The 19,219-nt window shown below is 48.9% G+C and carries 19 protein-coding genes; all 19 read right to left on the bottom strand.

Annotated elements, in window-relative coordinates:
* Positions 1-94: 94 nt before the first annotated feature.
* Positions 95-571: a transcription elongation factor GreA gene (greA, locus tag MKY42_RS00385; RefSeq protein WP_076292137.1), complete on the bottom strand. Its 477-nt coding sequence runs from the start codon at positions 569-571 to the stop codon at positions 95-97.
* Between the two features lie 244 nt (positions 572-815).
* Positions 816-1,835, bottom strand: coding sequence for a tRNA dihydrouridine synthase DusB (gene dusB / locus MKY42_RS00380; RefSeq protein ID WP_090905171.1), 1,020 nt, complete (start codon positions 1,833-1,835; stop codon positions 816-818).
* 136 nt (positions 1,836-1,971) lie between these two features.
* Positions 1,972-2,175, bottom strand: coding sequence for a helix-turn-helix transcriptional regulator (locus MKY42_RS00375; RefSeq protein ID WP_090905175.1), 204 nt, complete (start codon positions 2,173-2,175; stop codon positions 1,972-1,974).
* The gene (gene folK, locus MKY42_RS00370) at positions 2,127-2,675 is read right to left on the bottom strand and encodes a 2-amino-4-hydroxy-6-hydroxymethyldihydropteridine diphosphokinase (protein ID WP_090905177.1); all 549 of its coding nucleotides are present in this window, start codon (positions 2,673-2,675) and stop codon (positions 2,127-2,129) included. Before folK ends, MKY42_RS00375 begins: the two co-directional genes overlap by 49 nt.
* A 9-nt stretch (positions 2,676-2,684) precedes the next feature.
* Positions 2,685-3,047, bottom strand: coding sequence for a dihydroneopterin aldolase (folB, locus tag MKY42_RS00365; RefSeq protein ID WP_090905179.1), 363 nt, complete (start codon positions 3,045-3,047; stop codon positions 2,685-2,687).
* Between the two features lie 102 nt (positions 3,048-3,149).
* On the bottom strand, positions 3,150-4,013 hold the full coding sequence (folP, locus tag MKY42_RS00360; RefSeq protein WP_090905181.1) for a dihydropteroate synthase: 864 nt from the start codon (positions 4,011-4,013) through the stop codon (positions 3,150-3,152).
* Positions 4,010-4,894 (bottom strand): aminotransferase class IV, encoded by an 885-nt coding sequence (locus tag MKY42_RS00355; RefSeq protein ID WP_090905183.1) that lies wholly within the window; start codon positions 4,892-4,894, stop codon positions 4,010-4,012. The genes folP and MKY42_RS00355 overlap by 4 nt, the downstream gene beginning before the upstream one ends.
* Positions 4,895-4,896: 2 nt before the next feature.
* Positions 4,897-5,472, bottom strand: a complete 576-nt coding sequence (gene pabA / locus MKY42_RS00350) for an aminodeoxychorismate/anthranilate synthase component II (RefSeq protein WP_079347471.1) — start codon at positions 5,470-5,472, stop codon at positions 4,897-4,899.
* Positions 5,473-5,518: 46 nt separating this feature from the next.
* Positions 5,519-7,090: an anthranilate synthase component I family protein gene (locus MKY42_RS00345; RefSeq protein ID WP_339852645.1), complete on the bottom strand. Its 1,572-nt coding sequence runs from the start codon at positions 7,088-7,090 to the stop codon at positions 5,519-5,521.
* A gap of 141 nt (positions 7,091-7,231) precedes the next feature.
* Entirely contained in the window at positions 7,232-8,170 is a 939-nt protein-coding gene (cysK, locus tag MKY42_RS00340) for a cysteine synthase A (RefSeq protein ID WP_090905187.1), read from the bottom strand.
* Positions 8,171-8,509: 339 nt separating this feature from the next.
* On the bottom strand, positions 8,510-9,460 hold the full coding sequence (locus MKY42_RS00335) for a peptidyl-prolyl cis-trans isomerase (RefSeq protein WP_177185936.1): 951 nt from the start codon (positions 9,458-9,460) through the stop codon (positions 8,510-8,512).
* A gap of 24 nt (positions 9,461-9,484) precedes the next feature.
* Positions 9,485-10,375, bottom strand: coding sequence for an Hsp33 family molecular chaperone HslO (gene hslO / locus MKY42_RS00330; RefSeq protein WP_076292131.1), 891 nt, complete (start codon positions 10,373-10,375; stop codon positions 9,485-9,487).
* A gap of 95 nt (positions 10,376-10,470) precedes the next feature.
* On the bottom strand, positions 10,471-11,241 hold the full coding sequence (locus MKY42_RS00325; protein WP_090905191.1) for a type III pantothenate kinase: 771 nt from the start codon (positions 11,239-11,241) through the stop codon (positions 10,471-10,473).
* Positions 11,242-11,247: 6 nt separating this feature from the next.
* Positions 11,248-12,114 (bottom strand): carboxylating nicotinate-nucleotide diphosphorylase, encoded by an 867-nt coding sequence (nadC, locus tag MKY42_RS00320; RefSeq protein ID WP_339847910.1) that lies wholly within the window; start codon positions 12,112-12,114, stop codon positions 11,248-11,250.
* A complete protein-coding gene (gene nadB, locus MKY42_RS00315) occupies positions 12,111-13,730 on the bottom strand; it encodes an L-aspartate oxidase (RefSeq protein ID WP_339847907.1) in 1,620 nt (539 codons plus the stop codon). The genes nadC and nadB overlap by 4 nt, the downstream gene beginning before the upstream one ends.
* A 36-nt stretch (positions 13,731-13,766) precedes the next feature.
* The gene (gene nadA, locus MKY42_RS00310) at positions 13,767-14,705 is read right to left on the bottom strand and encodes a quinolinate synthase NadA (RefSeq protein WP_024633731.1); all 939 of its coding nucleotides are present in this window, start codon (positions 14,703-14,705) and stop codon (positions 13,767-13,769) included.
* 296 nt (positions 14,706-15,001) lie between these two features.
* Positions 15,002-17,047, bottom strand: coding sequence for an ATP-dependent zinc metalloprotease FtsH (gene ftsH, locus MKY42_RS00305; protein ID WP_090905197.1), 2,046 nt, complete (start codon positions 17,045-17,047; stop codon positions 15,002-15,004).
* 101 nt (positions 17,048-17,148) lie between these two features.
* Complete coding sequence (hpt, locus tag MKY42_RS00300; RefSeq protein ID WP_024633729.1) at positions 17,149-17,688, bottom strand: hypoxanthine phosphoribosyltransferase; 540 nt, start codon at positions 17,686-17,688, stop codon at positions 17,149-17,151.
* 53 nt (positions 17,689-17,741) lie between these two features.
* Positions 17,742-19,181 (bottom strand): tRNA lysidine(34) synthetase TilS, encoded by a 1,440-nt coding sequence (gene tilS / locus MKY42_RS00295; RefSeq protein ID WP_090905199.1) that lies wholly within the window; start codon positions 19,179-19,181, stop codon positions 17,742-17,744.
* Positions 19,182-19,219: the final 38 nt, after the last annotated feature.

Below are 19,219 nucleotides of genomic sequence, written 5' to 3'. Positions count from 1 at the left end.
TGCAGGCATCTTCAGAGGTATTCTGCCTCAAATGTTGAAAAAAGCTTCCCTAAGGAAGCTTTTGTCTCCGTACCCGACTGCTTCATTGCTTATATTACTTTTTGATGTCTACAATTTTATATTGAATTACGCCAGCAGGCACACTTACATCAACAACCGTACCTTTTTTCTTGCCCAGAATGGCTTTGCCAACAGGGCTTTCGTTCGATATTTTGTTTTGCAGCGGATTGGACTCCGCAGTACCTACAATCGTATATTCCGTGATATCACCGAATTCCAGATCTTCTACAGTGACTGTTGCACCCACGCTTACAGCTTCGGTATCGATCTCGTCGCTGTTGATAATCCGTGCGTTCCGGAGCAATTTCTCCAACGTAATAACGCGGCCTTCAATGAAAGCCTGTTCGTTCTTCGCGTCTTCGTATTCGGAGTTTTCACTAATATCTCCATACCCGATGGCTACCTTAATCCGTTCAGCCACTTCGCGGCGCTTCACTGATTTCAGCATTTCCAGTTCTTCTTCAAGCTTCTTAAGTCCCTCTGGTGTAAGGATAACTTCCTTATCGCTCATCTCAACCGATTCTCCTGTCATGGGAATAATTTGATTGCACGGCAACGGAACCGGTGCTGTTTACAGAGCTCCGCCCGCATACATCTTCAAAACTATATGAAGTTCTCCGGAGAAACAGAACGTTCCTCCTGATGCACTAGCCTTATGACGCACATGGCGAATTTATACTGTGAAATTATAGGGGAACGGTCTCGAAAAGTCAATGTTACGCCCCCTATAGCTGTAAACGTTTTACAGCAGGAGATCAGGAAGCATTTTCGGCTAGTGCCGGTTCTGACTCCAGATTGCCTTCGATATGCAGCTGGGATACAAAATTCTCCAGAATATGCACCATCTCATCACGTTTGGTTTCTTCCATAATAACGTCCTTGATGCGGGCAGATCCTTTCAGCCCTTTCAGATACCAAGCCAGGTGTTTACGCATCTCGCGAACAGCAACAGCCTCACCCTTCAGTGCAATCAGACGGTCCATATGCAAAATGGCAACCCGAATTTTCTCTTCCCCATTCGGGTCAGGAAGCAGTTCGCCGGAACTCAGGTATTGAATGGTACGATACAGCATCCATGGGTTACCCAGGGCGGCACGACCGATCATCACTCCGTCACAACCCGTTTCATCCAACATGCGACGGGCATCTTCCGGTGAAGATACATCTCCGTTCCCGATCACCGGGATGGAGACAGCCTCTTTTACATTTTTGATGTGTGACCAGTCCGCTGTGCCTGTATAGAGCTGTTCACGTGTACGGCCGTGCACACTTACCGCTTGGCCGCCAGCACGTTCAACCGCAAGTGCATTCTCAACCACGTAGATATGCTCGTTATCCCAGCCGATCCGCATCTTGACGGTAACCGGCTTATCCACCGCGTCCACTACAGCGGATACCATTTCATAAATTTTGTTCGGATCAAGCAACCAGCGTGCACCTGCATCACAGCTCGTCACTTTAGGCACAGGGCATCCCATGTTGATGTCGATGATGTCAGCATTGGTTTCTTTGTCCACAATTTTGGCTGCTTCTACGAGGGCTTGGCGATCTCCCCCCCAAATTTGCAGGCTCAGCGGTTTCTCACGCTCATCGACAAACAACATCTCACGCGTACGCTTGTTACCATGTACAATGGCTTTGCCACTCACCATCTCCGCACATACGAGGCCTGTTCCGAATTCTTTTGCGATCAGACGAAAAGCCGGATTACATACGCCAGCCATCGGCGCAAGTACGACCTGGTTTTTCATTTCAATGTCACCAATTTTAAGCATGGTAGTCGTCCCACTCCTTTTTAAATCCGAGACTCTTGTATGAATCCTGGTTGTTTTTAATTCTTTAATACTTCTTGCTGTATACAATAAACGAATAATGACGATGTTTTCTTGTGGTAATTAGTAAAAAGCGGCCTTAGTTCCCCTGTAATTCCTCAATACTGATCGACAGTACCCCGGCAATTAGATTCAACTCCCGTTCAACTACTTTGCGGTTGCCTCGTTCAATCATACCCAGAACGGCCAGAGATATGCCCGTCTCAGCAGCGAGTTCCTGTTGTGTTAAACCTTTCAGCTTCCGGAAAGCCCGGATTCGATTGGCCAATTGCACGTTTTCCAAAGCTGTATTCCATCCTTTCCATCCAGTACAGACAACGATGATTGTACAAAGGCATACAAACCTGAATGCTCGTCTTCGGTTACGATGTCAGCCAGTGGCACCAATACAAACGCCCGTTCACCCATCCGTGGATGCGGCAATTGCAGCCGTTCGGTATCACTTGTCTCTCCATCCATCCAAAGCAGATCCAAATCGACTGTACGAGGGCCCCAACGGATATCACGAACCCGCCCAAGCCTTGTTTCAATATCCAGCAGTTCCATGAGCAGCTGCTCCGGCAAAAGTGTAGTCTGTACCGCAGTTGCCATATTCAAAAACGCTGGCTGGTCCACATAACCTACAGGCTCCGTCTCATACAACGCAGAACAGCGCAAGACGGATATATGAGGATGTGCATCCAGCAACGTTAACGCCTCAAGCAGCGTCTGTTCCCGGTCACCCAAATTAGCCCCTAAAGCAATATAAGCCTCTGAAGATTCAGAGGTCGAATGTGCAATCATGATCGGTTCTCACTTTCTTGTGCGGCGAAGCTCTACAGTCACGCCCCCAAAATGAATATCAAAAGGCGGATGTGGCTTCGTCACCTTGACTGTCAGTGCATTGATAATAGTATAAGTGTCTAGTAAAGAAGATGCAATATGTTCGCCCAAAGCTTCAATTAACTGGAATGATTTATTTTCAACGATCTGTTTCACCAGCTCATGGATTTCCGCATAATTGATGGTTTTGGTCAAATCATCGGTACGCCCAGCCTCGCCCAGATCCATATCGATCTCCAGATCAATATAATAACGCGCCCCCAGCTTCCGTTCCTCGGCAAATACGCCGTGATATCCGTAATACTCCATTCGATGCATTACCATTCTATCCATAAGTTCCGCCTGCCCTCTATATATAATGAAATCATGGTTCGAAATTCGCTCCTGTTGCAAAACGCTGCGCTTTCACTGGACGGGTCACCGAACCCGCCAACATCATTTCCTCCGCAAGCCTGGAGAGGCATACAGCATGGCATCACACATGTCCACCGTGCGCCGAATCGGCTTCACATCATGAACCCGGACCATCTGGCATCCTTGGGCTATGCCAAAAGCAACCGTAGCGGCCGTACCTTCCAGCGCATCATCTGCCTGTACCTGTAAGGTGTTCTGGATAAACCTTTTACGCGAGGTGGCAAGCAGAACGGGATATCCCATCTCATTGAGTAACCCGAGCGATGACATGAGCACCAGATTTTCGTTCAGATCCTTCACAAAGCCAATGCCCGGGTCCAGAATAATCTGATCGGGGTGTACTCCGGCCTCTAGCGCAATCTGTATACTCTCTTGAAGATCACTGACTACGTCAACCAAATAGTTGGTATAGTCTCGTTCTTGCCGGTTATGCATTAGGATCAGAGGACATCCCAGCTCTGCCGCAGTACGTGCCATCTCCGGGTCAGCCTTGGCACCCCACACATCATTGATGATGTGTGCTCCAGCCTGAATGGCCTGACGAGCGACATCTGCCTTATAGGTGTCCACCGATATCGGAATATGTGGAGCCTGCTGCCGCAGTGCTTCAATGACCGGAATGATCCGGCTGAGCTCTTCATCAGCACCAACGATATCTGAACCCGGACGTGTAGATTCCCCGCCAATATCAATGAGGTCCGCGCCATCCTCCATCATCTGAATGGCGTGAGCCACCGCTCGCTCCACATTGGTATAACGTCCCCCATCCGAGAAGGAGTCCGGTGTGACATTCAGAATACCCATAATAAGTGTACGTGTGCCAAGTTTTAGCTCCGCTGGCCCCCACGCATAATTCCGTTCATAAATGACTGGTGTAAGTGTCATGAAGTATACCCCGCTTTCTGCCGGTACATACCCAGAAGTGCTTCTGTAACCGGGCCTATATGTCCGCTGCTGATTACCGTTTCCGTTCCAGCTTGATCCCGCAATATAGTAACTGGAACGAGTTCAGCAACAGACCCTGTCAAAAAGATCTCATCAGCCTGCAACAGCTCCTCCCAAGGGAACAGCCCTTCCTGACAAGGCATTCCTTGCTGAGCTGCAAGCTCCAGTACAACGGCTCTGGTGATTCCCGGCAAAATACCAGTAGCAAGTGCTGGCGTATAGAGTACGCCTTGTCTCACCCAGAACACATTGCTGACAATCCCCTCAGCTATGTAGCCCTCCCGGGTTAGTTGCAGCCCTTCCGCTCCTTGCACATGCTGCCCGTATCCGTTCAGTTCCCGTTTCGCCAGAATGCTGTTCATGTAATGCAGTGATTTGAACCGCACTTCTCCTTCAGGCGTGTTGCGGGGCGTCGACAGACGTTGAAGCATTTTCCCATTTTCATATAGAGATGGAGAGGGTTCAGGTAGTGCTTTTGCCAATACGATATGATTGGGTTTCCCATAATCTCCTGAAGGTAGTCCGAGCGGAGCCTCGCCCGCAGATACCGTATAGCGCACATAGGCATCCTGGAGTTCATTCGCAAGCAACAGATTGCTGATCCAGTTCGTTACCTCCGCTGCTGTTGCTGTGAATGGAATGCCCAGTTCACGACACCCTGAAGCCATCCGCTCCAAATGACGCTCCAGCAGAAAAGGGGCTCCCTGATACGTCCGAAACGTCTCGAACAATCCAAGTCCGTACAAAAAGCCGTGATCCGTCACCGGAACCACGGCTGCCGCCATATTAACCAATTCTCCGTTTATCGCGGCATATTTCATCTCTATACCTTTACCTGCTGAGACAGGAAGTTACGCAGCATTTGATGACCGTGATCCGTAATGATGGATTCGGGATGGAACTGAACACCTTCAATCGCATATTCCTTGTGACGCAAGCCCATAATCTCGCCTTCCGCCGTCTCGGCCGTAATCTCCAGACAATCTGGCAGACTGCTGCGCTCCACGATCAAAGAGTGATACCGCGTTGCCGTGAAGGGAGATGGCAATCCGGTAAATACGGATGTTCCATTATGATGCATCTCTGATGTTTTGCCATGCATCATGCGGTCCGCACGAATAACATTGCCTCCGAAAGCCTGTCCAATCGCCTGATGTCCCAGACATACGCCGAAGATCGGAATACTGCCCTTGAAGTGATCAATGACCGCCAGACTGATGCCGGCCTCATTCGGAGTACAAGGCCCCGGTGAGATCAAAATATGATCAGGTGCCAACGCCTCAATGCCTGCCAGATCAATCTCATCATTACGGCGAACTTCCACCGTCTCCCCCAGTTCACCCAGATATTGAACCAGGTTGTATGTGAAGGAATCATAATTGTCGATAACCAGTATCATATCTTTGTTCCTCCTATTCTTCCGTCCACACAGGACGGCTGCTTGATTATTTTAATTTAATGGCTTCAGCTTCCTCGCTGTAATTCACAGCCCTCATCATTGCTCTTGCCTTGTTACGGCACTCCTTGTATTCCCGATATGGATCGGAGTCGATTACGATGCCCGCTCCTGCCTGTACATATCCAACTCCATCTTTAATGGAAAGTGTACGAATGACGATGTTCAACTCCATATTGCCACTGTAGTCCATCCACCCAATCGAACCTGTATACGGTCCACGACGTACAGGCTCCAGTTCTTCAATGATTTCCATGGTGCGAACTTTGGGTGCACCTGTAATCGTTCCACCTGGGAACGTCGCTGCAATCACATCAAATGCGGATAGTCCGTCTGCCAGCGTCCCCTCGACTTGAGACACCAGATGCATGACATGCGAATACTTCTCGATCGTCATCAGTTCAGGCACATGCACTGACCCATAAGCTGCAATTCGCCCGATATCATTCCGTTCCAGATCGACCAGCATAATATGCTCTGCCCGTTCTTTCTCACTGTTCAGCAGCTCAGCGGCCATCAACTCATCTTCGGATTCATCCCGTCCTCTTCTCCGAGTGCCTGCGATCGGACGAGCGCTAACCTTGCCATGATCCACTTTGACGAGCAATTCAGGTGATCCGCTCACCAGTTGGAAATCTGGACTACGCAGCATCCCCATGTAAGGAGAGGGATTCACGAGACGAAGCCATTCATAGATATGTTCTGCACTGGACTTCAGACGTTTTTCCTGCCGCAGGGACAGGTTCACTTGAAACACATCCCCTTGCCGGATATATTCCTGCACTGTGCGTACCGCCTGCTCAAAGTCCTCTTGAGGAAAGGAAGTATGCCATCCTTCCGTTTCCCCCTCCGAATCCGCTGATTGCGCACTGAGATGAATGTGGCTATGACGATGCTCCAATGCCTGCTGCTGCTCTTCCGCCTGGGCAAATCCCAAAATATGCAGCCATCGCTGCTGCATGGCCGCTGCTCGCTCTTCTGCTTCTGCGTACAGCCCGCGAAGCTGAGCTTCATCCTGATTCGGCCGTACAGCCAGATGAACCATGCAGAACAGTGCCTGCTGCTCATGGTCATACGCCCATATTTCTTCAAACCGCATCCACCAATAATCCGGAAGAGCCGGGTTGTCTTCTGCCAAGTTTGGCAGCTTTTCCAGGGATCTGGCTACGTCATAGCTCAGATAGCCTGCACATCCACCGCCAAAGTCTGGAGCCCCGCTCACCTTTGGTGCACGGTATGGCGCAGCCCACCTTTTTAATACTTCAAGTGGTTTACCACTATCTGTTTGGGTACCGCCTTGAATGAGATCTTGAATAACAGCCTCGTTGCCCTTGCCGGAAATAACGGATACCGGGTTTAATCCCAGAAAGGTATATCTTCCGCCTTTACCATTCTCCAGTACCATTGCATAGGGTGACGCCTGCTGCCAGGCTGCTTCCCACGTTAACGGTAAACCGCCATGATACGGTCCCTTATCCGACTTAGTTATATACGGCATCATGGTCCAACCTTCTCCGGCCCACTCTGTCCAGTCGGCGTATGTTGTCATCAGGTGTGTCATTGCGGTTTGCCGCCCTCCATCTGTCGCTAGTTCTATTGTCTGATAGTATACTAAAGCGCCGCTGCTTTTAAAAGCATTCAGCAAAAAATCCTCCACACCCGGCATGCGGGCAAGGAGGATTTGTTTCATCACTTGTTACACTTAAACTTCGAAGTTGTAAAGTGGCGTACTGAGGTAGCGTTCACCGTTACTTGGCACGATCACGACAACGCGTTTGCCTGCACCCAACTGTTTAGCCACTTGCAGACCTGCACGGATGGCTGCTCCAGAAGAAATACCGGACAAAATGCCCTCTTCCTTCGCTACCTGACGAGCCGTCTCAAACGCATCGTCATTCTCGATGTGAATGATCTCGTCATAGATTTCCTGATCCAGAATCTCAGGAATAAAGTTAGCACCGATCCCTTGGATTTTGTGAGGGCCCGGTTTGCCACCTGCCAAGATTGGCGAAGCCGCTGGTTCAACGGCAACGATTTTGATCCCAGGGTAGGATTCCTTCAACACTTCACCTGTACCTGTAATCGTTCCGCCTGTACCGATTCCTGCAACGAAAGCATCCAACGTACCGCCTACAGATTGAATAGCTTCAACAATCTCAGGGCCAGTCGTTTCACGGTGGATCTTCACGTTGGCTTTATTTTTAAATTGCTCAGCCATGAAATAAGATGGATTTTCCTTAAGCAATTCCTCAGCTTTTTTAACTGCACCATTCATACCTTCGGCTCCCGGTGTGAGCACAAGCTCAGCTCCGTAAGCGCGAAGCAGGTTACGACGCTCCATGCTCATCGTTTCCGGCATAACAATAACAGACTTGTAGCCTTTGGCTGCAGCCACCATAGCTAGTCCAATTCCTGTGTTACCACTTGTTGCTTCGATGATGGTATCACCCGGTTTCAGCTTGCCTTCTTTTTCCGCTTCTTCCACGATGCTAATCGCGATACGGTCTTTGACGCTTGAACCTGGATTCTGGTATTCCAGTTTCACGAACACTTCAGCACTGCCTTCAGGTACGATACGGTTAAGACGAACAAGCGGAGTACCTCCGATGAGTTCTGTTACGTTATTAACTACTTTAGCCATATGAATGCCCTCCTTAGTGGGATGAATACTACTTAAGTCCTGTTGCCACATGCATGTGCGGCCGAGCAGCCTCTAGATGTTATAAAAGAACTACGGAAATCCGTCTGAGTCCATTCCGTCTGCAATAAACCGGACAGAGCCTGGGTTTTCCGAAGATTTCTTTGTTCATATAAATGGTTTTAATCCGAGTAAATGAGTAGGTTTTTGATTATTTTTATCTTATCAACGTTACACCCCATTGTCAATATGAGGACTCAAAAAAATACTCCGCCCTGGGCCCTAAGGCCGTAGACAGAGTATTTTTATCAAGATGCAGCAGAACATTTGTTGGCAGGATAATCAGGATGCCGGAATTTCAGCGATGATGACAGCCTCATACTTGTTGCGTAACCTTTCCTCAACCTGAGGCAAGGGGTCGGCCTGGCTGAGAGCCAACTGCATCCGAATCTCTTCGCGAACCTCTTCTGCAGGTTGCACCTGACGCTCTTGTTTGTCATTCATTTTAATGATGGCGTAGCCTTCTTCCACCTTCACCGGCCCTGCAATATCGCCAACGTCCAGTTGAGCTGCAAGTTTGAGGAGTGCTTCGGACTGAAACGGATCGTTCTGCTCGATCCATCCCAGACGACCGCCCGCATCACGGGAGTAACTGTCTGTCGATTCATTACGTGCGGTTTCTTCAAAGTCTGCTCCCTTGTCGAGCGCATCCAGAACTGACTCAGCCTGTTCCTCTTCCTTCAATACGATGGTAGACAGATCATATTTCTCTGGGGAAACATAGTCTTCATGGTGTTCGGTCCAGTAATGCTCGATATCTGCATCCTTAATCTGAATACCGCTCGTCGCAATTTTCTCAAGCAGAAGTCGGTATCCCGCCTCCAACTCAAGATCTTGCCTGGATAAACCCAGTTGAGACTGCATTTCGTCAAAATAAGCCTTCTCCGAATCATATCCATCCGTCGCCGCGGCAAGTTCCTTCGCAATTTCTTTGGGAGTCACCGTCAGATTACGATCGAGTGCTTCCGCATATACAGCTTTGCGATTGAGCATCTGGAGCAGCAATTCACTGCCATAGCGCCGTTTCAATGCATCGGTCCATTCCTTGTTGGTGATGACCTCCCCATTGATCGTTGCTACCGCATTTCCCTCTTCCTGATTGGTATCCTGAGGTGAATCTGCTCCTTCACGTCCATTCCGTAAGCCTTGCACAACCATAACCGAACCCATTACCAGCATTCCAAGCGTCAAGACAATTACAGCCGTCCATAACCCTTTTTCCTGTCTTGTCATTCCGCGTCCCATCCCCGCATAAAATCAGTTCTTGGCTTGCTCTAGGATGGTCTCAAGTTGTTCCTTGTTGAAATCGTAAGCCTCATTGCAAAATTGGCAGACTACTTCAGCCTGGCCTTCTTCCTCAATCAATTGTTCCATTTCAGATTGACCCAGACTGATCAACGTTTTCTCTACCCGCTCACGTGAACACTCACAGTGGAAATGGATATCCATTTCGTCCATGACCTGTACATCAGGCAGTACGCGACGAAGCAGTGCTTCCAGTTCAAGCCCCTCAGCCAGCAGAGACGTCACTGGTGGCATTGTGCCAATGGCATTTTCAATCACGGTGATCTCGTCATCCGTTAAACCTGGAAGCAACTGCACAATGAATCCACCGGCTACAATAACCGAATTGTCGGTATCCACCAGTACACCAACGCCTACAGCAGAAGGCGTCTGCTCCGATTTGGCAAAATAGTACGTAAAGTCTTCGCCAAGTTCTCCCGAAATAATCGGTACACTACCGCGATAAGGCTCTTTCAGCCCCAGATCCTTGGTTACGTTCACGAATCCTTCTGTTCCGACTGCGCCAGCAACGTCCAGCTTACCCATACTGTTGCTCGGCAGATGTACATGTGGATTGCTTACATAACCACGAACTTCACCCTTCGCATTAGCATCGGCAACAATCTGTCCAATGGGGCCGTCGCCTTTGACTTGAATCGTCAGCTTTTCTTCTCCCTTAAGCATAGCACCCATAATGGATGCTGCTGTAACCGTACGCCCCATAGCTGCTGTAGCCGTGGGAAACGTATCATGTCTTCTGCGCAGTTCCTCAACCAGTTCCGTCGTTTGAACAGCAAAGGCCCTAACCCGTCCGTTCATTGCTGTACCGCGAATCAACCGGTCTTGTTTGTTGTTGTTTTCCAAGTCATTCAGCCTCCTTTGGCGTAATCGCCAGTTATAGAAAAAACGGCATAACATATAAGACTGTAATCTCAGCCCGCTGTTTGCCGTCTCTGTTCTTACCTTTCCCGGTTTCGCTCATAAACGATACGCAGCCCTTCAAGCGTAAGCAGCGGATCCACTTCCTCGATGCTGCGTGTTTCTTCTGCAATCAGCTTGGCAAGGCCACCAGTTGCAATAACTCTGGGTTTGGTTCCCATTTCCTCACGAATACGCTCCACAATGCCGTCCACCTGTCCTGCATAACCATAAATAATGCCGGCCTGCATCGCATGAATGGTGTTGCGACCAATGACTTTCTTGGGCTTCTCCAATTCAATGCGAGGTAGCTTGGACGCCCGTTCATAGAGCGCTTCGGTTGCAATATGGATGCCAGGTACGATAGCCCCGCCCAGATAATTTCCTTTCTCGTCAATACAGTCAAATGTGGTCGCTGTACCGAAATCGACCACAACGAGAGGGCCGCCGTACTTCTCAACGGCTGCTACTGCATTAACAATGCGATCCGCGCCAACTTCACGAGGATTCTCATACCGCAGGTTCAGGCCGGTTCGAATACCAGGCCCAACGAGTAGCGGTTTTTTGCCTACGTATTTCTCACACATGGCTTCAATCACATTCACCAACGGCGGAACCACGGATGAGATGATCACACCTTCAATGTCGCGTGTTGAAATACCCGACATATGAAATAAATTATAAATCATTACGCCATATTCATCCACTGTCGACTGACGGGATGTGCTCAGGCGAAAATGGTGGAGCAACTCCCGGCCTTGATACACACCGAGTACGATGTTGCTGTTGCCCACGTCTACCACAAGAATCAAAGAGGTTCACCCCTCTTTCTTTTCGTTTAAATCCAGGCTGATATCCAGGCTCTCAAAAGAGTAGGTTAACCTGCCAACTGAAATTACATCCACTCCGCTCTCTGCAATACCACGAATGGTATTTAGCGAGACGTTGCCCGATGCCTCAACTTTCACATGCGGAGCCTGCTCACGAATAAGAGCGACGGCCTCACGCATCCGATCTGGGTGCATGTTATCCAGCATAATGATATCTGCCCCAGCCTGCAAGGCTTCTCTGACCTGTTCCAGGTTTTCGGTCTCGACTTCAATGGTCATTGTATGCGGAATGACGGCCCGGGCACGCTGTACCGCTTCAGTGATCCCGCCTGCGCCCTTGATGTGGTTATCCTTAATCATGACGGCATCATAGAGGCCGAACCGGTGATTTGCTCCGCCACCAACCCGCACTGCATATTTTTCAAGCAGGCGGTGTCCCGGTGTTGTTTTACGAGTATCGACCAGTCGTGTAGAAAGGCCTTCCAACGCATCAACATAGGTACGTGTGCGGGTAGCGATACCAGACATACGCTGAAGCAGGTTAAGAGCCAGACGCTCTCCTGTCAGCAAGCTATGTGTGCTCCCTTCTACCTCTGCAAGAATCGTACCACGGGTAACTGCGTCACCGTCTTTTACCATCGCTGTGAACACAAGGCCAGAATCCACTACCTGAAACACGAGTTCTGCTACCGTAATTCCTGCAATGATTCCATTGTCTTTGGCATGTATAACGGCCTTGGACTGATTGCCAGCGGGAATCGTCACACTTGTTGTGACATCCCCTGCACCGACATCCTCACGAAGCCAGTTTTTGATTGATTCGATGAGTCCTTCATTATATCCGTTCAGTATCATGACATCAATTCCTCCACAATCGCTTGTTCTCGCTGCTGCAGACTATGCTTCTGCCATACGGCATCGTCACGCTGCGGGAAATCCTCACGGTAGTGGGCTCCCCGACTTTCCTCGCGGTGTAATGCTCCAGTGGTAACCAACCAGGCACAGGTCAACAAGTTGGCATATTCCATCTCTTCTTTGTGAGTAAACTTCTGATCAAAAAATTGCAGTTCTTGTTGCAGCTTCTCTATTGCTGCTTGCAGGTTAACGCCATTCCGGCGCAACCCCACTTGACGTACCATCATTTTTTGCAGACGCAAGCGTTTTTCGGACACCGGCTTCTGTTCTTCCTTTATACTCCTGCGAATGCTTGTTGATGTGGGAACCCTTGACTGCAGTGGAGCAAGCGGAGGAAGGGATTGAATGCGATCCACAATTCTCCCGCCAAAGACGATGGCTTCAGACAGAGAGTTGCTTGCCAGGCGATTAGCACCATGTACTCCAGTAGAGGATACCTCACCGCAGGCAAATAACCGGCCAATGCTGCTCTCCCCGCTAAGATCGGTCTTCACTCCACCCATCATGTAATGTGCAGCAGGAGCGACAGGAATCCAGTCTGTGGTCATATCCAGTCCGTATCGCATACAGGTCTCATAGATAGTAGGAAACCGATGCTTAATCATCTCCGCCGATTCATGAGTGATATCCAAATATACAAACGTACTGTTTGTCGATTCCATCTCACTGACAATGGCCCGGGCGACGATATCCCGTGGTGCCAGTTCAAGCTGTACATGATAGCGCTCCATGAAGCGCTCGCCTTTCACATTTCGCAAATAGGCTCCTTCGCCACGAACAGCCTCGGACACCAGGAAACGTGGGGCTCCCGGATAACAAAGGGAGGTCGGGTGGAACTGGATAAACTCCATGTCCCGGACAACCGCTCCGGCACGATAGGCCATCGCCACACCATCTGCTGTAGCCACTTCCGGGTTAGTGGTATATCGGTACAACTGTCCAGCCCCACCAGAGCATAATACGGTTGCCTCCGCCTTCACAAATACTTGCGAACCGTCAGCCTTCTGAACCAACGCACCTACACATTCTCCCTGCTCTGTAATCAGGTCAATGACAAAATGCTCATCCCACACTTCAATCCCGGGATGTTCATTCGCCTGCGCAGCCAATGCACGCACAATCTCATATCCCGTTGCATCTCCATTGGCATGCAAAATACGGCGGTGGCTGTGCGCACCTTCCTGCGTCAACGCCAACTCGCCGTTCTCCAGATCAAACAAAGTACCCAGTCGAATCAGTTCTTTCACGCCGTCCGGGCCCTCGTTCACCAATGCTTCGACTGCTTCGGAGCGGCATAATCCCGCTCCGGCAACAAGTGTATCCTGCAAATGATAGGCAGGTGAATCATCCTCAGCAATAACCGCAGCAATGCCACCCTGCGCATACCGGGTGTTACTTTCCAGTAACGACTTCTTCGTGATCATCAACACACTGCGTTGTTCACTCGCCTTGATCGCAGTAAACAAACCAGCAATGCCTGAACCAATAACCAGCACATCCGTCTCCACCATCGGCAGCGCGGACAGATCAAAATCCACTAAATATTGCGGTATCATGTTATTTCACCTGTCTTGGAGCAAGAGTAGCGCATGCTACTTCACCAGTAACATGCGCTCTAGTGATTCTCTGGCTTTGTCAGCAACAGCCGGTGGCACGTAAATCTGCGGCTTCATCGTTTCGAGACATTTAACCAGCTTTTTCAAGTTGTTGACCTTCATATTCGGACATACAAGGAACTTGGTAGCAAAGTGGAATTGTTTGTCCGGGCTATCGAGACGCAGTTGGTATCCTGTACCATCCTCAGTGCCTACGATAAATTCCTTAGCGGATGAATTTTTACAATATTCCAGAATGGCGGTTGTGCTACCTACGAAATCACCCATCTCTACAACCTCAGGACGACATTCTGGGTGAACAACAAACTCGGCATTTGGATGCTTCGCTCTCATTTCAACCACGTCTTTGACCGTCAGCATATCATGGGTATTGCAGTAACCTTCCCAGATAATCATTTTCTTGTCTGTATGTTGTTGCACATAATGTCCCAGATTTTTATCCGGTACCCAGATGATTTCATCGGAATCAACAGATTGAATGACTCTGACAGCATTGGCCGATGTACAACAGATGTCGGTCTCTGCCTTGATCTCAGCTGAAGAATTGATGTACGTTACAACTTTGGCATTCGGGTGCTGTGCTTTCAATTTACGTAAGCCTTCAACGTTCACCATGTCTGCCATTGGGCAGCCTGCACGCTCGTCGGGAATAATAACCGTTTTGTTAGGAGCAAGAATTTTAGCGCTTTCACCCATAAAATGAACCCCGCAAAAAACGATAACATCCGCATCGGTCTGCGCTGCCTTCTGAGCAAGCAGAAACGAATCTCCTCGGAAATCAGCGACCTCCTGTACCTCGTCACGTTGATAATAATGGGCAAGAATAATGGCATTCCGTTCCTTCTTCAACTCCATCAGCCGCTCACGCAGCTCCCGGTTCATCTCAGCCTTGCGCTCTAAAGCCAGAGCTTCCACCTGTGATCCTCTCCTTATCGGAACAGCCTCTACGCTGTTTTATATGGCAAATCCAAGTCGTTATTTTCGCTTGAGAAACGAATCACAAGCGGTTTAACACCTAATGTACACAACGTTCACGACTCTGTCAATAAATGAAAACGCCCCAGAACAAGGACATAACCGCCCATTTCCTACGTGGTTCGCCCTAAAGCTCCCGGTTATCATTATCTATACAATTTGAAGGAATACATAAAAAAAGAGAGCCCGAAGGCTCTCTTTAGTCATCTGCCACGATAGGCAGATGGTGTTATAAATTAAGACGTTGGCTTCGTTCCACCATCATCTGGGTCATTACTGTTTCCTTTATCCAGGTTCGGAGCTTCGTTAGGAATATCTCCGGCTGGTGGCTCAGGCGTTTCATCTTTGCCTTGGATACGGACACGTACATCACCGATGTTGTCGATGATCGCTTCTCCGCCTTCGCTAGGCGTACCTTCGCCATCGTTGCTGTTTTCATCTTTTGGAGTCAGGGAACCGGTCTCGATCAATTGTTTGATCTGATCCATTTCCAATGTTTCCACTTCCAGCAACGTTTGAGCGATCAGATGCACTTCTTTGGAATGTTTAACGAGCAAGTCTTTACACTTCTCATAACATTCGTTAATAAAGCGTTGCATTTCCTGATCGATCTCGTAAGCGATGGAATCTGAGTAATTCTGTTCGTGACCGATATCACGACCCAGGAATACCTGTCCCTGCGAACTACCGAACTGCATAGGTCCCAGCTTCTCACTCATACCATACTCCATAACCATGCTACGGACAATACCCGTAGCTTGTTGGAAGTCACTGTATGCACCGGTACCGATTTCCCCGATAAAGAGTTCTTCGGAAACACGGCCGCCAAGGAGTCCAGTAATTTTGTCCAGCAATTCTTGCTTAGTTACAAGCATACGATCTTCTTTTGGCAACATGATTACATATCCACCCGCACGTCCGCGCGGAATAATGGTAACTTTATGTACCATATCGGCATGTTCCAGGAAGTAACCTACAATGGTATGACCTGCTTCGTGATAAGCAACAATACGTTTTTCACGGTCACTGATAACACGGCTTTTCTTCTCCGTACCCACAATGACACGGTCAATCGCTTCGTCTACCTCACGCATGGAAATATCTCTACGATTACGACGTGCCGCAAGCAATGCCGCTTCATTCAAGAGATTTTCCAAATCTGCACCGGAGAATCCGGTAGTACGCTTCGCAATAATGTCCAGCTTCACATCTTTGGTGAGTGGTTTGTTGCGTGAGTGTACTTTCAGAACCGCTTCACGACCTCTCACGTCAGGGCGATCAACCGTGATTTGACGGTCAAAACGTCCTGGACGCAGCAAGGCAGGGTCCAGAATATCAGCACGGTTCGTTGCAGCAACGATGATAATACCTTCATTGGCTCCGAATCCGTCCATTTCAACGAGCAACTGGTTGAGTGTTTGTTCACGTTCGTCGTGACCACCACCAAGACCAGCACCACGCTGACGTCCTACAGCATCAATCTCATCGATAAAGATAATACATGGGGCGTTTTTCTTCGCATTTTCAAACAAGTCACGTACACGAGATGCACCGACACCGACGAACATTTCAACGAAGTCAGAACCGGAAATGCTGAAGAATGGTACACCCGCTTCACCGGCAACAGCACGAGCGAGCAAGGTTTTACCTGTACCCGGAGGACCCACAAGCAATACGCCTTTAGGAATCCGTGCACCTACTGCTGCGAATTTACGAGGGTCCTTGAGGAAGTCCACGACTTCAACAAGCTCCTGCTTCTCTTCGTCAGCACCCGCAACATCTTCAAATGTAACCCGTTTCTTCTCTTCGTTATAGAGACGAGCACGGCTTTTACCAAAGTTCATTACTTTACCGCCGCCGCCTTGAGCCTGATTAAACAGGAAGAAGAACAGCAGGAACATAATGATCAAAGGAATAAAGGAAGTCAGCAACGTCAACCAGATGCTGTCACCTTTCATAGGTTCCTGATGATATTGGAATTTGTTCGTTTCGCTTGCAGTTACAAGCTCACTAATTGCCTCATCCGTAGGAGGAATATACGTTGAGAAATTTTCTGATTTGGCTCCGTCAGGCGTCTCCCTGTATTGACCGGTCACGAGGTACGTCTGACCGTTGAATTGAACCGTCAATTCAGAGACGTTATTGGCCTTGATCGCCGCGCGCAACTGATCATATCTAGGATTATCGGTGGCTTCGCCGCCATTGCTGACGAACTGGACTATCCCCACCACAACTAAAAAAAGAATCAAATAAAAAGCAGAATTCCGGATGAACCGATTCATCCCCTACCTCCTCTCGAGACACTTTAATTATTTTAACATAGCCCAACATGGCTTCTCAACAGAAGCCACCAACAGATATGGGCTTGGAACTAGCTTAAGCATTAGTTGCTGTAAACTTCCGGTTTCAGAATCCCGATGTAAGGGAGGTTCCGGTACTTCTCCGCATAATCCAGGCCATAGCCAACGATGAATGCGTCCGGAATGTCAAAGCCGGTGTAATGGGCTTCAAGTTCGACTTTGCGACCTGAAGGCTTGTCAAATAGCGTAACCACGCGGACGGATTCAGCACCGCGGTTCTGCAAGAGTTCGATCAGATAACTGAGCGTGAGTCCACTATCAATAATGTCCTCTACAATCAGAACCTCGCGTCCCTCAACGGATTCATCCAGATCCTTAATGATTTTGACCACGCCGGATGATTTGGTGGAAGCGCCATAACTCGATACTGCCATGAAATCCATCTCAACAGGTACCGTAATGTTCTTAACCAAATCAGCCATAAATATAAACGCACCCTTCAGCACACAAATGACCAAAGGATTGCGATTTGCATATTCGGCACTTATTGTTGCGCCTAATTCCTTGATTTTACTCTGAATCTCTTCTTCACTGATCAATACTTCCTGAATGTCGTTCTGCAACTGTGCGAACCTCCTAAGTTATACATATGAAAGCCTTACCTGAACCATAACCACTACCCCTGAATCGCTGAATCGCCTACAGTCATGTACAGGATTGCGGAAGTATCCTCCCTTACAGGAGCTACACTAGACCGGCGAACACCCGGTAACCAGATGATATTGCCTGCTCCATCACATACCACGGGAACCCGTGAACGGACAGAAGGGGGAATTTTCTCATCGATGAAAATATTTTTCACCTTTTTGCTTCCGTTTAATCCCATCACTTTCATGGTATCTCCAGGTAACCGTGAACGCACAACCAGCGGCATAAGCAGTTGATCTGCATCAAATGCGGCATGATCCGCCGATTCTGGTACATGATAGTCCTCGGGACTCATCGGAACGAGCCGAACATGCCGGTCGATTTCCGTGAGAGAAAGCTCATAGGTTCCGCTCGATTGAGCAAGACGATATTCGTAAGATTGACCCTGTACGTCAGTCCGTACGCCGAAAGAGATCAGATCATACTCCCGGGTGCAGGCGAGTGTCTGTCCTATATCCAGGCTCCAGGTCGTCGCTTCAGGCTGAATAACCTTGCGGCGAATGGTCTCAATACGGGTAAAGTCGACAAAATCACTGTCCAAAGGCAGATAATTCAATATTAGTTTAATCAACCTTCGTTGTAAAGCGACATGTAACTTCAAAAAGGAAGGCACCTCAAAGGTTTGCCTTCCGCCGTTCGCCTGCACTAGACACCTGTATGCGTCATATGCACCTTGTTCCATGAAATCGTCTTCATCGCCCACGATTTCGGCAAGTCGATTCAAAGACGGCGTCAACTGCCCATTATATTGCCCCAAAAAAGGAAGCACATCCAAGCGAATGGCATTACGCCGATATTTACGCAGGGAATTGCTTTCATCATTAAAATACAGAAAACCCTGGGTATTACAAGCTTCTACAAGGTCTGTCTTGTTTATACGAAGGCATGGACGAATAAGTTCCACATTTTTTTCTCGCCGTTTAAACTTCATTCCCGCGAGTCCGGATAGCCCACTACCGCGCAGCAAATGAAGCATAACCGTCTCTGCCTGATCGTCGGCATGATGGGCCAGTGCAATGCTTGCCGCATCGTATTTGGCAGCCACTTCATGCAAAAACTCATATCGTTTGTTGCGCGCGGCCTCCTGAGGACCTTGACCGGTAAGCTTCATATAAGAAGGTACATCGGCCTTCACCCATTCAAATGCTATGCCAAGACGGTGCGCAAGTTCCTTCATCATCTCGGCTTCATGATCGGATTCAATCCGAAAACCATGATGTACATGGGCGCAGATCAACTCCAGCGGGACATGCCTGGTACTGATCTCATGCATGATATGCAAAAAAGCTACCGAGTCCGGTCCGCCCGATACTGCGACGACAATCCGATCCCCGGGAACCCATAACTGATGCTCTTCCGCTGCATCCAGCACGTTATTCACCAGCTTGTTCCAGCGTAAAGCCTCCATACCTGTTCCTCATTCCTTACGTTATGTATATGCACGCT

Origin of the sequence: Paenibacillus sp. FSL W7-1088 (assembly GCF_037969855.1) — a bacterium.
Taxonomy (GTDB): Bacteria; Bacillota; Bacilli; order Paenibacillales; family Paenibacillaceae; genus Paenibacillus.
The sequence above is the reverse complement of the archived record's forward strand: the minus strand, read 5'-3'. Positions and strand labels throughout refer to the sequence as shown.

What these genes read in the sequence shown, in the direction of transcription:
- cysK (WP_090905187.1), bottom strand. Translation starts at nt 8,170, where the DNA reads ATGGCTAAAGTAGTTAATAACGTAACAGAACTCATCGGAGGTACTCCG.
- folK (WP_090905177.1), bottom strand. Translation starts at nt 2,675, where the DNA reads ATGATTGCACATTCGACCTCTGAATCTTCAGAGGCTTATATTGCTTTA.
- folB (WP_090905179.1), bottom strand. Translation starts at nt 3,047, where the DNA reads ATGGATAGAATGGTAATGCATCGAATGGAGTATTACGGATATCACGGC.
- MKY42_RS00335 (WP_177185936.1), bottom strand. Translation starts at nt 9,460, where the DNA reads ATGACAAGACAGGAAAAAGGGTTATGGACGGCTGTAATTGTCTTGACG.
- MKY42_RS00355 (WP_090905183.1), bottom strand. Translation starts at nt 4,894, where the DNA reads ATGAAATATGCCGCGATAAACGGAGAATTGGTTAATATGGCGGCAGCC.
- MKY42_RS00345 (WP_339852645.1), bottom strand. Translation starts at nt 7,090, where the DNA reads ATGACACACCTGATGACAACATACGCCGACTGGACAGAGTGGGCCGGA.
- folP (WP_090905181.1), bottom strand. Translation starts at nt 4,013, where the DNA reads ATGACACTTACACCAGTCATTTATGAACGGAATTATGCGTGGGGGCCA.
- ftsH (WP_090905197.1), bottom strand. Translation starts at nt 17,047, where the DNA reads ATGAATCGGTTCATCCGGAATTCTGCTTTTTATTTGATTCTTTTTTTA.
- tilS (WP_090905199.1), bottom strand. Translation starts at nt 19,181, where the DNA reads ATGGAGGCTTTACGCTGGAACAAGCTGGTGAATAACGTGCTGGATGCA.
- dusB (WP_090905171.1), bottom strand. Translation starts at nt 1,835, where the DNA reads ATGCTTAAAATTGGTGACATTGAAATGAAAAACCAGGTCGTACTTGCG.
- pabA (WP_079347471.1), bottom strand. Translation starts at nt 5,472, where the DNA reads ATGATACTGGTTATCGACAATTATGATTCCTTCACATACAACCTGGTT.
- nadB (WP_339847907.1), bottom strand. Translation starts at nt 13,730, where the DNA reads ATGATACCGCAATATTTAGTGGATTTTGATCTGTCCGCGCTGCCGATG.
- greA (WP_076292137.1), bottom strand. Translation starts at nt 571, where the DNA reads ATGAGCGATAAGGAAGTTATCCTTACACCAGAGGGACTTAAGAAGCTT.
- nadC (WP_339847910.1), bottom strand. Translation starts at nt 12,114, where the DNA reads ATGATACTGAACGGATATAATGAAGGACTCATCGAATCAATCAAAAAC.